This window comes from Nocardia sp. NPDC058640 (genome assembly GCF_042716995.1).
Classification (GTDB): Bacteria; Actinomycetota; Actinomycetes; order Mycobacteriales; family Mycobacteriaceae; genus Nocardia.
Window position 1 is genome coordinate 405,639 of the sequence record NZ_JBHXRG010000001.1, and the last position, 13,360, is coordinate 418,998.

Annotated in this window: 15 protein-coding genes; 5 read left to right on the forward strand and 10 right to left on the reverse strand. The window is 64.3% G+C overall.

From position 1 onward, the window contains the following. Positions 1-130: 130 nt before the first annotated feature. From ACFWU5_RS02010 to ACFWU5_RS02040, 7 genes are all read right to left on the reverse strand, one after another. Positions 131-1,240: a DNA cytosine methyltransferase gene (locus ACFWU5_RS02010; protein WP_379265821.1), complete on the reverse strand. Its 1,110-nt coding sequence runs from the start codon at positions 1,238-1,240 to the stop codon at positions 131-133. A gap of 44 nt (positions 1,241-1,284) precedes the next feature. Further along, positions 1,285-2,313, reverse strand: coding sequence for a DNA cytosine methyltransferase (locus ACFWU5_RS02015; protein WP_379265822.1), 1,029 nt, complete (start codon positions 2,311-2,313; stop codon positions 1,285-1,287). An 813-nt stretch (positions 2,314-3,126) separates the two neighbouring features. Beyond that, positions 3,127-3,924 (reverse strand): sulfite exporter TauE/SafE family protein, encoded by a 798-nt coding sequence (locus ACFWU5_RS02020; protein WP_379240577.1) that lies wholly within the window; start codon positions 3,922-3,924, stop codon positions 3,127-3,129. Between the two features lie 142 nt (positions 3,925-4,066). Next, positions 4,067-4,519, reverse strand: coding sequence for a hypothetical protein (locus tag ACFWU5_RS02025; protein WP_379240576.1), 453 nt, complete (start codon positions 4,517-4,519; stop codon positions 4,067-4,069). A 74-nt stretch (positions 4,520-4,593) separates the two neighbouring features. Continuing rightward, the gene (locus ACFWU5_RS02030; protein ID WP_379265823.1) at positions 4,594-5,016 is read right to left on the reverse strand and encodes a helix-turn-helix domain-containing protein; all 423 of its coding nucleotides are present in this window, start codon (positions 5,014-5,016) and stop codon (positions 4,594-4,596) included. A gap of 76 nt (positions 5,017-5,092) precedes the next feature. Next, a complete protein-coding gene (locus tag ACFWU5_RS02035) occupies positions 5,093-5,587 on the reverse strand; it encodes a hypothetical protein (RefSeq protein WP_379265824.1) in 495 nt (164 codons plus the stop codon). A gap of 459 nt (positions 5,588-6,046) precedes the next feature. Then, positions 6,047-7,141, reverse strand: a complete 1,095-nt coding sequence (locus ACFWU5_RS02040) for a lipase family protein (RefSeq protein WP_379265825.1) — start codon at positions 7,139-7,141, stop codon at positions 6,047-6,049. A 235-nt stretch (positions 7,142-7,376) separates the two neighbouring features. On the opposite strand from ACFWU5_RS02040, the gene ACFWU5_RS02045 reads away from it, so the two are divergent. Next, complete coding sequence (locus tag ACFWU5_RS02045) at positions 7,377-7,592, forward strand: hypothetical protein (RefSeq protein WP_379240572.1); 216 nt, start codon at positions 7,377-7,379, stop codon at positions 7,590-7,592. 128 nt (positions 7,593-7,720) lie between these two features. Further along, positions 7,721-8,860, forward strand: coding sequence for a hypothetical protein (locus ACFWU5_RS02050; RefSeq protein ID WP_379265827.1), 1,140 nt, complete (start codon positions 7,721-7,723; stop codon positions 8,858-8,860). Here ACFWU5_RS02050 and ACFWU5_RS02055 read toward each other — a convergent pair. Beyond that, positions 8,857-9,234: a hypothetical protein gene (locus ACFWU5_RS02055; protein ID WP_379265828.1), complete on the reverse strand. Its 378-nt coding sequence runs from the start codon at positions 9,232-9,234 to the stop codon at positions 8,857-8,859. The two genes, ACFWU5_RS02050 and ACFWU5_RS02055, sit on opposite strands and share 4 nt — an antisense overlap. A gap of 114 nt (positions 9,235-9,348) precedes the next feature. On the opposite strand from ACFWU5_RS02055, the gene ACFWU5_RS02060 reads away from it, so the two are divergent. Then, a complete protein-coding gene (locus ACFWU5_RS02060) occupies positions 9,349-9,561 on the forward strand; it encodes a hypothetical protein (protein ID WP_379265829.1) in 213 nt (70 codons plus the stop codon). A 952-nt stretch (positions 9,562-10,513) separates the two neighbouring features. On the opposite strand, the gene ACFWU5_RS02065 is transcribed toward ACFWU5_RS02060, so the two are convergent. After that, positions 10,514-10,735 (reverse strand): type II toxin-antitoxin system VapB family antitoxin, encoded by a 222-nt coding sequence (locus ACFWU5_RS02065; protein ID WP_379265830.1) that lies wholly within the window; start codon positions 10,733-10,735, stop codon positions 10,514-10,516. Positions 10,736-10,806: 71 nt separating this feature from the next. Then, complete coding sequence (locus ACFWU5_RS02070) at positions 10,807-11,766, reverse strand: helix-turn-helix transcriptional regulator (RefSeq protein WP_379265831.1); 960 nt, start codon at positions 11,764-11,766, stop codon at positions 10,807-10,809. 91 nt (positions 11,767-11,857) lie between these two features. On the opposite strand from ACFWU5_RS02070, the gene ACFWU5_RS02075 reads away from it, so the two are divergent. Further along, a complete protein-coding gene (locus tag ACFWU5_RS02075) occupies positions 11,858-12,382 on the forward strand; it encodes a DinB family protein (RefSeq protein ID WP_379240563.1) in 525 nt (174 codons plus the stop codon). An 87-nt stretch (positions 12,383-12,469) separates the two neighbouring features. After that, a complete protein-coding gene (locus tag ACFWU5_RS02080) occupies positions 12,470-13,219 on the forward strand; it encodes a type IV toxin-antitoxin system AbiEi family antitoxin domain-containing protein (protein ID WP_379265832.1) in 750 nt (249 codons plus the stop codon). Positions 13,220-13,360: the final 141 nt, after the last annotated feature.

Sequence of the window (13,360 nt, forward strand, 5' to 3'; positions counted from 1 at the left end):
TACGAAGTGTTACCCGGTCGATGTGGGCTATCGGTGGGCTATGGGGAATCGCTACAACTTCTGCCTGGCCAATCGCTGTCGACGCCGACGGGCAGTTGACCACCTGCCCTGGAGCAACGTCTCGGCAGGTTCAGGCGAAGAGCTGACTCATCCGCGACAGGGAGTCCAGCGGGGCCGAGTCACGGGTGTCGAGCCACGGCCGGTCTACGACCTTCTTGGCGTCTTCGTGGCTCACCTGATTTCCAAGGGCCGCCGAGAGCACATGCAGTGCCAGCATCGGTGGAATCGCGTTGCCGATCTGTTGAGCAACGTCGTTACCCGACCACGGATAGTCGATCGGGAAGGTCTGCAGTCGACCTGCTTCGGCGAGACTGAGCCGAGGTACCGGGAACCCCGTGGAGTCGACGAGTCGGTTTCGCGAGACCTTTCCGGTGATCGTCGACGATGGTTGGCCGCTGTGGCGGCGGCCGCGCAGCTTCGGGTTCCCGCCGGTGCCGTAATTGGAGATCACCTGAAAGTCATAACCGCGACCGAGCGCGGAATCCATTGTCTCCCATTCCAATTGCTCAGGATCGCCGGCTGCTCGATCGACACCCTTACGGTAGGCCCGGTGCGTGGGTTTCGGAAGTTTGCGCACGCCTTCCAGACTGGCAATGAGGACGGCGCGCCGGCGAGTCTGCGGGACACCGAACTGCTCGGTGCGCAGGACGCCGGGATCGACCTTGTACCCATGCCGCTCCAGAATTTCGGCCATTCGCTCCCAGACGGGTAGCACTGCCGGAACCTGTTCCAGCACAATGACTTTGTAGGGGTTGTCATCACGAATTGCTTCGAGCGCCCATCGGAGAGGTTCCAACACGAGTCCGGTTCGCTCGTCATCCAACTTTGCGACATCACCTGTCACGTCTTCGCCGTCGCCCATGCGATCGACGTAGCTCAAAACCTGATCGAGAGCCTTGCGACCCGCGCCTGACCCCGCAACAGTGAACGTTTGACATGGCGGTCCACCGGCGAGGATCCATGCCCCCGGCACGCTGTGCGGACCGAAGTCGCGGACATCGTGCGGACTGTCGTTCAGACCTGCAGCTGATCGAGTCGCGCAAGCGTTGCGATCCCACTCGAATCCGTACACGTCCAGCCCTAGCCAACGCGCGGCAACATCCAGTCCGCCCGGTCCGGCAAAGAGGTCGACCATGTCCGCTCGGCGTGGCAGCGTCGGCTCGCGTTGGTCAGTGGACATGACACGAGATCTTAGCCGGCGCGGCGAGCGCGGGACACCGCCTGTCAGCGAGCGGACAGGGCTGACCTCAATGCGACGCCCAGTGCCTGCGCGAATGGCGGCGGGGTGGCGTTGCCGACCTGGCGATATCTCGCGGTCTTCCGTCCTTCGAAAGTCCAGTACGGCGGGAATCCCTGGAGCGCCGCCGCTTGATCGACAGTGAGCTTCAGCATGTAGTCGGACCCGCGCGACGGGTCCCAGACGAAATCCGGCGATGGCACATCGTCGGCAATCGAACGTCCGTTGACGCCGAATTTGGCCCATGCGCGAACTGAACCCTGCGGGCCCAGGTCAGCACCTCCGCGGTCCCACGAACCTCCGACAATCGTCGGAGAGATTCCGTCAGCCTGCGCTGCCCATGCCGTGGCCTGCGGCCACCCACGTGAGGCCATCGATCCGCGCAATACGGTTCCGACCGTCATGCCCGGTGCCGGAGGGATCGGACGCAGGTTATCCACGAAGCCGTCAGCTCCGCCGTCGCGAAAGGCGACCATCACGGCGTATTCGCGATGCTGCGGCACCCCGAAATCACAGGCATCTACGAGCAACCAGCGCCACTGGTACCCGGCATCCTCGAGGTTCTTGGCCACGGTGTCGCGACTAGTCCTGTATTCGTCTCGTTTCAGCAGGTCGGGAACGTTTTCGATTAGCAAAGCGCGGGGCCTCAGCTCGGCAGTCAGCCGGGCAGCCGTCTCGAAAAGTTCCAGCTCCTGGCCGCTGCCCCTGGGACGAGACGCCGTCGCTGCGGACTTCACCCGTGGCAATCCCGCTGCGAGGACGTCGATTTCGCCATCCCATGGCAGATCGAACCGGGGCTCGAACGTGAGCAGGTCTTTCCGCAGCACGTTCCAGGCGGGCCGGTTGGCGCGCAAGGTGTCGCACGCTACTTCGAGGTTGTCGAGAAGAAGTACCGGATCAAACCCTGCTTGCTCTAGGCCGAGCGCGAGCCCCCCAGCGCCTGCGCATAGTTCGACCGACGTGAGTCGCGGCGCCGAATGCAAGCCGTGCGTCCCGTGATTCGGTTCAATCCCCATCGATGCCACCCTTCGCGCGCCCCGACCGGCCACACGCGTCCAGGGTAACGCTCAAGTAGACGGCCTGGGCATACTTGATGCCGTGACCGATTGGGAGCCAGTGCGATACGTCTCTGCCGACGAGATCTTGGCCAACCAGACCCCGAAGGGTGGGTTCACTCAGGCCGTGTTGGCCAGCTGGGGTGTGCCGTGGCCGCCGCCCAAAGGGTGGAAAAGGGCTGTGTCAGACCAGGATCGGTGGTCTGAGGATTTGACGACTTTTCTTGGATAGCCGAAGGCTATGGTACGGTCGGCCTACAAGTCAGGCCTCGGAGGTGCGTCAACACCGCCGAGGCCCTGGGCGAGAATCTGGGTTCAGCAGACTCAACGCCGTGGGCAGCAGCCTACCGATGATTCTGGCATCTCCGCCAATCTCCCCCCTTGCCGCTGTGCGCCCGGGCGAGCTGTGCGGGTGATGCGCCTTACTCGCGCAGTCGTCGCCCGTCAGAGGGGCCGCTGCAACCATTCCGATGACACAGAGTCGGCCGGTAAAGGCGGACTCGGACGGCTCCACCGTGGTTGGTGGCATGGATACCGGGGTTCCCCTGGGTGTTCCCGACTCTGTGCAGAATCCCAGTCCCGGCCCTTGCCGAGTAATTTCCGGTGGGCGTGCATCACCAAAGCGACCGTAGCGGCGACCGACCGGCGGAGCTCGCGTCACGGGTGCACCTGTACCTCGCGGTACCGGGGTACCCCTGCGCTCCCTTCGCTCCCCCGCTCCCAGCGGGGTTTCGGTCCGCCGGTCGCCGGGTGGGTCGAGAACGGCCAGTCCAACTACCGGTGCTGCCAGACCTTCACCGCGGACGCGAGCAGTAAGCCGACCAAGATCGGGATGAGGACGGGGCTGGGGACGACGCCGAGGAGTAGGCCGCCGACTATGGTTCCGGCGATCGAACCCGCCGCCATTGTGAGGACGAAACGTTTGTTGGCGTATAGGATTTGGAAGCTGGCGTCGCGGGTGTAGCGGGCGAAGGCCACCAGCATTGTCGGTAGCGAGACCATCAGGGACAGGGTTCCGGCGGTTTTGATGTCGACGGCGAACAGCAGCACGATTGTCGGGATCAGCAGCTCACCGCCTGCAACGCCCATCAGGGCGGCGACCGTTCCGATGCCGACGCCCGCGATGACCGTGACGACGAATCGCGGGATCGGCGGGAGGTCGAGCGTGCCGATGGGGCCGAGATGGGTGGCGGCCAGGGCGGCGGCGATGAGGACCAGCAGCACCGCCAGGACGCGGTAGAGGGAGCGGGAGCGCATGCGGGTGGCCCAGGAGGCGCCCAGCCACGCGCCGACGAGACTGCCGAGCAGGAGGTTGGCGGCGATCGGCCAGTGGGTGGTGATCTGGTTGTGCGGCAGTGTCAGTAGGCGGACCGGAAGTGCGGTGAGCACTACGAGCAGGCTCATCGCCTTGTTCAGAATCACCGCGTGCAGGGCCGCGAAGCCGAACAGACCGATCAGCACCGGCAGACGGAACTCCGCGCCGCCCAGGCCGATCAGCCCGCCGAGGACACCGATCAGCGCGCCCGCCACGAACACCAGTCGGAGCAGGGTGCGCCTTGCGGTGTCGTTCACAGGGCCAGACAGTACTGGTCGGCGAGTTCACGTCCGTTCACATGTACAGGGGACTGCATTTTCGTTGTCGTGCACCGCAATTCGCGCCATCCGGGGTGGTTTGCCCGCAAGGTTTCGCACCCGCCGGACCTCGCCCCAACGGTCACGTGCTGACGAGCTTGTCGTATTCGAAGTCCGCCGGAAGCCTTGGGATGCCCCCCGCCAACGGAATAGGGTTTTCGGGCCAAACTCGCACTGACATGCTCTGTACCACTTCACGCATGTAGGGAGCGATGTCTCGAAGGGCTTGGTTGGCAATCCGTTTGATCCCGGCACGATCGAGCGAACCCATGAACGCGGTCGTGTCAGTGACATTGCCGCGCGTAGGCGCATCCTCGCCAGAGGGCACGATCGCAACCTCGTAGATCGCCGCGATGTTCGCCTCGACCGCGCGCGGATGATCATCTCTGGCAAGCAGTTTGACCGCTACAACAACCCGACTGTCGGGTTCAGCACCCAAATCGACAGTGACCGAGCCTTCTTCTCCGACCCAGTCCGGTGGCGAACCGCCTTCCCACCGCTCGACATGGACAGACCGCGTCTCGACTCGGTCCAACCGAATAGCGAATCGCAGTGCCGACGCAGGGTCGCGAGGACTCGGACCCGCTGAGGCCTCGACCCGATCACCATTCACAACGCAGCTGCTTCTTGATCGACCATCCAGTCGCCTGCGGACGGCTCGGCGAGTGAACTATCGGGAATGAAGCCGCCGATGCTGAGTGCCGAGGGCTGCATGGTGGCGTGCCACACGAATGCCTCGCCGACCGAAGGCAGCAGAGGAAGCGCCCGTGCCTCCATTGGTTCTGCACGCAACGTGAGTGCAGCGCCAACCGCGTGTGCGTACCGCAACACGACATCGAAGGTCGGGTTACTGGTCTCGATATCCGCCTCGAACCGACTGATCCCGGAGCGATTGATGCCGATCGCATCGGCAACCTTCGCCTGCGGGATGCCGCGCTGCACCCGGATACCAATGAGATCGTTGAACAGTCGTCGCCGGGCCTGCGTCAACTCCATCGCGTTTCTGATGTAGTCATCGCTGGTCAGATCCAACTGCTCGGTCTGCTTCCGCCATGGCCTCATATGTTGCACTGTAGCGCAACATATGAGCCTGCGAGCCTGTTGTGACCTACCTGGAACCGCGAGGAAACGGCGCCCAACGGAAGCCCTGGCTGCGGAAATAGGTCTTGAGGAAGCGCATCGCCTGCGTAATGTGCTGACGCTGGCGGCCGCGATTCTGGACCACACTCAGCTTCGCCCTCTTGCTGTCGCGAAGTGAGATGCCGACCACCAGGACCTGGTGATTGATCGGCTCACCGAAGTACAAGCGCCACTGGGTGCCCTTCTTTCCGCTGGCCTTCAACTCACCTAGCCATGGCGCGTCGGGCTCATTCGTCGGTGCGAACTCGAGTGGGCATCGGTAGTCCACTGGTGCACGGTAGGTGCTCGATCCGAGGCCGCTGTTCTCGGACTCCTGGATCTGCCCCTGGAGATTGCCGAAGGCGAAAGGGTCGGAGGCTCGAAGCTGAGCGAGCCCAGCATCCGCGTCCGGCGTGTGCCGCCAAGCGCAACCACCGCGAATGACCCTGTCGCCGTGCGGGTACGTGCAGTCTTCGGAATTCACTCGACCCCTTCGAGCAGGTGACGGTAGGGTTGCCCGCTGACGAATACTACCGGTTGGACTGAAACACGATCCTTCGTCGTACTGGCTCCGCTCTCGACGACAGCACTGCGGGTCAGCGCGGATGATGGTCAGCGAGAACAGATCTCGAACAGTTGACCAGCTTCGATAAGCTCGGGCCCACTGGCGCCGTGGTGCTGATTGCGCGTCGAGCCGGGCGTGCTGGAGACTCTCGACGTGTCCGACGCCCTACGATGCCAGTAGGTTGCCCGATTACGCATAGCCTCGAAGTTGTACGTCAAGATACTGACCCCGCAGGGGTTTACCCTGCGGGGCACAGTGATTCGACAATTCACTACCGGCGGATCGTCGGAGAGGTCGCGCCCGTAGATCGAGGATGGCTTGCCGCCATAACCACCACGCGAGTTGCGCCACCGTCCGTTCAGCGAGGCCCGACACTGCTCAACAGGTGCTGGGTGCGGGCTTCGCGGCGAATCGGTCGGACAGGTAGGTCAGGGCCGTCGGTAAGCCCACCACTGCTTCGGTGCCGTGCTCGCCCACTGGGTTCTCCACCAGCTGCACCGGAACCCCTGCGGTGCAGTACTTTTCGGCCAGTGCGCGCGCCGCTTCGATGAGGAAGGGGTGGGCGAGACCGGCGTCGAGTAGGCAGTCGGACTGGCTTGCGGCCAGTATCGCGCGGCCTGATTCGTTGAGGTATTGAGCCACGTCGGCTTCCGGATACGACCGGTTCAACCCCACCAGGCCGACCGCGACCGCACCGCCGGCGATGCCACCGCTGAAGTCGGAGATGGTCGACTCCAGGTCTGCGACGACCCCGCCCAACGCCACCCCGGACAATCGCAGATCAGGGGCGTAGGTGCTGTGCGCTTGTGCGGCGACAGCGGTGGCTTGGGCCCCGCCGGAGTAACCCCACATGCCGATCGGCGCCGCGGGGTCGATGGCAGCGGGTGTGAACGCGCTGGCGGCGCGAATGCCGTCCAGCACGCCGTGGGCTGTGCCGTCTGCACCGAAAAGATCGGAGTCCGGGCCGAGATAGTCCGGCACTACGAGAGCCCAACCTTGTTGCAGTGCAAGTCGAATGATGCCGGTCTCCGCATACGCGTTGCTCGGGGCGTCGTCGATCCCGCCGCGCAGCGCGTACGAGGGCGCGCATTTCGAGCCGACACCGTCTTCGGCGACCTGATACGACAGCAGTGGACGCGGGCCGACTCCATTCCACTGTGCTTGCGGCACAAGCACTGTCGCGACATATGCGCGGGGCGCTCCGTCATTGTCGATCGTCTTGTACTGCACCTGCCACGCGTGTGCGGGCAGCGGCAGTCCGAACGACTCCGGTTCGATCGCCCGGGACGCGACCACTGTCCCATTGGGCAGGTCTGCCAAACCCACCGGCTCGGCGTAGAACGAATCCTGTTCCGACAGCGGCACTGCCGCGGCCCCGCCCGCGCACGCTGCTACCAGCGCGAAAACCGCACCGACCGCTGCCGCACGTAATTCCGCGATCCCTGCTGCCCGTATCACGAACTCCCCCGTCATGAAACCTGTTCTATTTTACGTCCAGGAGCGTAGTTCATCTTCGGGACCCTGGTACCGCGGTTGAAGGAAGCGACGGTGTGCGCGACGCAGCCGGATCACGTGGGCAGTGGCACGTCTGTTCACATGCAAACGGGTGCCTGTTTTCGTTGTTGTGCACAGTAATTCGCAGAGTCGTGGCGGGCGGCGAGTGGATGGCGGATCCTCAGAAGGAGACGATCGCGTATTCAGGAGCCGCATGACTGTCAGAGGGGACCATGAGGGTGGCCTGCCGCAGACCTTGCCCGCGTTGGAGCAGCTGCCCGCTGACCAGGCGCGGGATCTGTTCGAGTTGATGCGCGCCGCAAGCACATTCGAAGCGGCGGCGTTGGACAAGTCCATCGATTCGATGGTCTCTGCGTTGCCGCGGCCGTTGCGTCGGGTGACGAAGAAGATCATGTTCGGCGGGCGATGACCGATCTGACTACTCGGGCGCAGTTGATTCTGTTGGCTCGCACGTTGCACGTTCATCCGCAGCGGTTGGACCACCTGCGGTACCTGGGGGCCGATCGGTTGCATGCGCTGCAGCAACAGATTTCGGGGGTGTTGTTCGATCAGCACACCGACATGTTTCGGCGGATCAGTTCGTTGGTGCCATTCATTCCGTTGACGATCTCGATTCCGTTGGTGCAGAAGCTGGTTCCGCCGATGATGACGGGGCGGGCGGCGGGGTCGGTGGGGTTGGATCATCCGGGGAAGGCCGCGGAGACGTTGACGATGCTGGATGCGGGGTACGCGGCGGATTGCGCGCCCTACCTGGATCCGCGGGCCATCGAGCAGCTAGCGGGGGACATGGCGCCGGGGCCGATCGTGGAGATCGTCAACGAGTTGTTGCGGCGGCGCGACTTTGTGACCGCGGGGCCGTTCTTGGCTTGTGCCACACCGGAATTGATTGCCGCGGTCGAAGAGGGGGTGCGCGATGATGCCGGGTTGATCTTCTCGGCCGCGTTCTCCTATGACGTCGAGGTGATCAGTGCGGTTGTTCGGCAGCTGCTGAATGGGCCGCATCGGCGGGTGCCTCGGATGACGCGGGTGGTGTTGGCAGGGTCTGCTGATCTGCAACATGCTGCGCTGTCGGTGTTTTCGCGCTGTGCGCCCGATGTGATTCGGCGGGTGGGCGACATTCTGTTCGGGAATGCGCAGCCCGGTGATGTGGCGAGGCTGGTTCGCAATGCCATCGCGTTGCGGGCTGTTCCCGAATTGCTCACGCTGGCAGGGTCTCTCACGCCTCTGGGGATGTGGACGTTGGTCGGCAATCCTATGTTCAACGATCCCGACGTGGGGGTTGATCTGGTTGCGCAGATGGAGGGGCGGGGGGATGCGGGGAGTTGGCGTGGGTTGTTCACGTTGATGGCTCGGATGGATGAGAACGTGCGGTCGGCGGCGGGGTATGCGCTGGCGATGTTGCCAGAGTCGGCGGTGGCGGAGCTGCCTGCTCGGGCTACCGAAACTGGTTGTTGGCCTGCGTTATTGGATTTGGTGGCGGTTTCCGGGGAGCGGGGACAGGCTCGGTTCGGAGCGGTGTGGGCGCAGTTGGGGCCGGAGCGGCGGGCCTATCTGCATCGGTGCATCACCGAGCTTCGGTATGACAGTCGGTTGGCGGAGATCACGGCCTTGGTGGAGCCGGTGGAGGTGGATTTGTTGTTTTATCAGCGGAGGCAGAAGGGGCGCAATCGGGGCTAGCCCTGCCATGTGCCCCAATCCCTTTGGGCGTGCAGGGCGGCCGGGTCGACGACACCCCAGACGCGAATCTCGAGCCGGTACTCGTCGGGTGCGGGCTCGATGAGGCCTTCCATCGCGTGCACTCCCGCTGTGGGCCAATGCACCGGACGCAACCCGAGGGCGTTCGCCCACTGATCGACTACCCAGCCGGGATGCTGCGAGAGATGGCTCCCCACTTGGCCTTCGAGCGACATGACTGCTTCCATGCTGTCGTCGTTGGTCACCGACGGGGCGACGTACCAGCTCAGCGGGAGCAGTCCGTGTGCTCGGCCGAGCTCGTTGAGATGTTGCGAGACAGCCGCCTCGATCGCCGAGCTCAGCTGGGAGAGATTCATGGGATAGGTATAGCGCGCTCGGGGTGACGGTGCTCGGCGGAGGGAGGGGGCGACAACGGGCTGCAGATGGACAAGAGTGTGGGTCAAGAAGTTTCCGCTCGAAAGGATCTACCCGTGAGCCTCACTCGCATCGCCCTTGCCGCGGCGATCATCGCCACTCCCCTCGTCGGCGTCGCCGGCACCGCCTCGGCCCAGACCACATCTCCGTCGGCCGAATTCGTCGATCGTGGCTGGCATGACGACAATGGGCTGCACCTCGGCCACGATCCGATCCGCAAGTGGTTGCACCATGTGCTGCCGCGTGGCGTGTTCGGCAGTGTCGACTGATTCGCATCTGAAAAGCCGGGCAGGCGTGCGTTGGTGCGCCTGCCCGGTTTCGTTCGGGAGGGCGCGACAATCGCGGCTGGGTGCGGGAGAGTGGGGTGGGTTCGGAATCGATCGAGGAGGGTCACCATGTTTGGGGTTGCCGATCAGCGACCGGCCACCAGGGGGACTGCGATTACCGCGGGGGTGTTGGCGGTTCTCGGTGGGCTCGCTGGCTTCGGCGGAGTAATTGCCGTCATACAGGTGATGGTGCAGGTGGAGGCATTGTTCTGGTGGGGGTTGGCCCCCGAATGGGCGTCGGTGACGATGGCGGTTGCGTTGATCACCGAGGCAGTGTCCGCCGTGTTGTTGCTGGTCGGGGCCGTTCTACTGTTTCGGCGACGCCCTGCGGGGCCGACGGTGGTGGTGCTGGGTTGCATCGGGGTGGTCAGTGCCTACGCGGTGTGGGTGGCTACAACGCTTGGCCAGATGATGAGATATGGGGGCGACCTCAGTAGCGTATCCGTCCAGATTGCACTCAGACATACCAGCGTGGATTGGATGCTGAACATAGCGGAAACCAGCCTGCCGACGGTGGTTTCAGTGCTACTGCTCGCGTTTCCCGTCGTGACATTCGTGCTCGCGGTTCTGCCGTCGACTCGACGGTGGTGCGGAGGGATTCGACAGTCAGCATGGGGTCCCGGGGCGCCCATGCCGCCGCACGGGATTCAGCCGACGATGTATCGACCGGGGATGCCGCCGGCTCCCGGATACAGGCCACCGCCCGGTCAGTGGGGACAGTCGAATCAGCCGCCGCACGACGGCTACCTGCCCTGATAGACCCGGGGGCGCCGACTGGTCATCGGTGGTCGGCTCAGGATGCGCACGTTTTGACAAATCCGGCCCGCTCCTGCGCGTGCAGGGCGGGCCGAACGAGTGCGGAAATAGTAGCCGGATCAGCGACGACTGCACAGATCTATTGAGCATTCTTCTCTGCCCGGTGGCGGCGTTCCGCGTCCTCTACCGCACCCCACTGGGCCGCTCGCTCGAAATGCTTTTCGGCGCGAGTGGCACGCTCGTGGGCCGTCGCATACGCGCGGAGGGCGAGGTTGACCGCCTCGCTCGCGGTTTCGGCGCGCGAGGTCGCCATCACTCGTTGGAGCGCATCGTCGTCGAGATCGATCTGGGTAATCGTCATATGACCTCCGGCCGGGTAGGCAGTTCACTATCAAAGTAGCCCTCGACTGGCGCAGTTGTACTGGTGCTCGACTACCCAGCTGACTTACTGAACCGACTCCCCCACTCCTGTAGCCGCACAACCAGTTCCGGTGGGCCGAGTACTCGGAACTCTGCTTCCACCTTGCCCAGCAACAAGATTGGCCAGTCGAGGTTGTCTACCGTCATCTCGATGTGGGTGCGGTTGGCGGGGAGGGGGGTGATGGTGCACCAGCGGCCTACTCGGGTGTGGACTTCGGTGGTGGGGGCTTCTATTTCGGCGGTGATGGTGTAGCCGGGGCGGCGGGCACCGATGGCGGTGCGGACGAAGGTGGCGGCGTCGGGGGCGGGGAGGGTTCGGGGGCGGAAGCGGGTGCCGGTGGTGGACGATGCCGAGAGGCGGTCTACTCGGAAGGTTCGCCAGTCGTGGCGGGTCAGGTCGTAGGCAACCAGGTACCAGCGGCGGCCCTGGGAGACCAGGCGGTGGGGTTCCACTTCTCGGGTGCTGGTTCGGGCGTCGGCGGCGGTGTAGGTGAAGGTGAGGCGTTCTTCTCGGCGGCAGGTCAGGGCAAGGTCGGTGAGAACGGCTGGGTCTACGTCGGACAGGGGCACGGCGGTCCAGGCGGCGGATTCGGTCATGGCGCGTAGGGCGTCGACGCGGCGGCGTAGGCGGGTGGGTAGGACTGTGACCAGTTTGCCCAGGGCGCGGATGGACGGTTCGGCTAGGCCGTCGCCTGCGCCCTGGGAGCCTGCTTGCAGGCACACGGTGATGGCTACGGCTTCGTCGTCGTCCAGGACCAACGGTGGCAGGGCGGCGCCTGCGGCCAGTTGGTAGCCGCCGTCTACGCCGGGGCGGGCGTCTACGGGGTAGCCGAGTTCGCGGAGGCGTTCGATGTCTCTACGCAGGGTTCTCGACGAAACGCGTAGGCGCTCAGACAGTTCCGTGCCCGGCCAATAGCGGTGCGTCTGCAGCAGCGACAGCAGTCGGAGGGTGCGTGCGCTCGTATCGGCCATGTTTTCGATTATCCCGCAATTGCGGACAGAAACTGGCCGCAATGGGTTCTACCTTGGGTTATAACAACACCGACAAGCAAAGGATCAGCACATGACCGAGACCTTGATCGACACTGAGCGCACCGACCTCCTCGACATGCTCGCCAAGCACCGGCACTTCCTGCGCTTCACCGTCCGCGACCTCACCGACGAACAGGCCGGCCTGCGCACGACCGCCAGCGAGCTCTGCCTGGGCGGGCTGATCAAGCATGTCGCTGCGGTGGAAGCGAATTGGGCCGGATTCATCGTCAACGGGCCCGCGGACGCTCCGGATTTCGAGTCGATGACCGAAGAGCAGCTCGCGCAGTGGGGCGAGAACTTTCAGATGCTGCCCGGCGACACCCTCGCCGACATCCTGGCCGAATACGACGCGGTGGCCGCGCGAACCGACGAACTCGTGCGCACCCTGCCCGACCTCAACGTCAGCCAGCCGCTGCCCGAGGCGCCGTGGTTCGAGCCGGGTGGGCGTTGGACCGCGCGTCGCACGCTGATGCACATCATGACCGAGACGGCCCAGCACTCGGGGCACGCGGACATCATCCGGGAATCGCTGGATGGGGCGAAGTCGATGGGTTAGTCAGTCATCGTGCGTCAATAATCGCAACGGCGCGTCAATAATCGCACCTGGTTGCGATTATTGACGCACATCTGCTATTTTTGGCACATGCGCAGCACTGAGCGCCTTCGGACTCTGGCCGATCTGGCCGATTCGCAATGGGGGCTGTTCACTACCGCGCAGGCAGGCGAAGCCGGGGTTTCTGTGTCGGATCTCAAGCGGTTCACCGACCAGCGCATACTCGTTCGGCTGCGGCACGGCGTCTATCGACTCGCCGGTGTGCCGCCCGCCGCCGAAGATCCGATCCGGGCCGAATGGTTGGCGCTCGAGCCGAAACGCCGGGCAGGCGACAGACTCACCGACCCGGTACCGACGGGTGTTGTCGCAGACCGCTCGGCGGCACGATTGCACGAATTGGGCGATCTGGACGCCGACCGTCACGAATTCGCGGTGCCACGTCGGCGGGCTTCCCGAAGTCCCGATGTGACTTTTCGGGTGGCACAGCTCGAGTCGACGGATTGGCAGCTGGTGGCGGGACTGCCGGTGACCACACCGGTACACACGATCACCGATCTCGCGGCCGCGCACACCGACGGCGGACATCTGGCCACCGTCGTACGCGACGCGATCCGCGCAGGACAAGCAACACGAGCAGAGATCGCCACCGCACTACGGCCGTACACGCACCATTACGGCCTGCCCGTCGGCACGGGCGACGAGTTGGTCGCCGCCTTCATCGAGCAGGCCGGCATACCGGAATCTGCTGTGGCACTGACGCGTACAACTCAACCGAACAGTGCGGTCGAGCAGGCGTTGCTCGACGCTCTTGCCGCTGTTCGGCGTGAGAACAACAGCTAGCTCAGCTTCACACAAACCAACGAGCAACACCGAACCTGATCGGGGACCAGGTGTCACCTAAATACAAGAGCGGTCATGCATTTCAAGTAGCCGTCAACGATCGAGCGCGGCGCCATGCGCGGGCCACCGGTCGTCCACAGG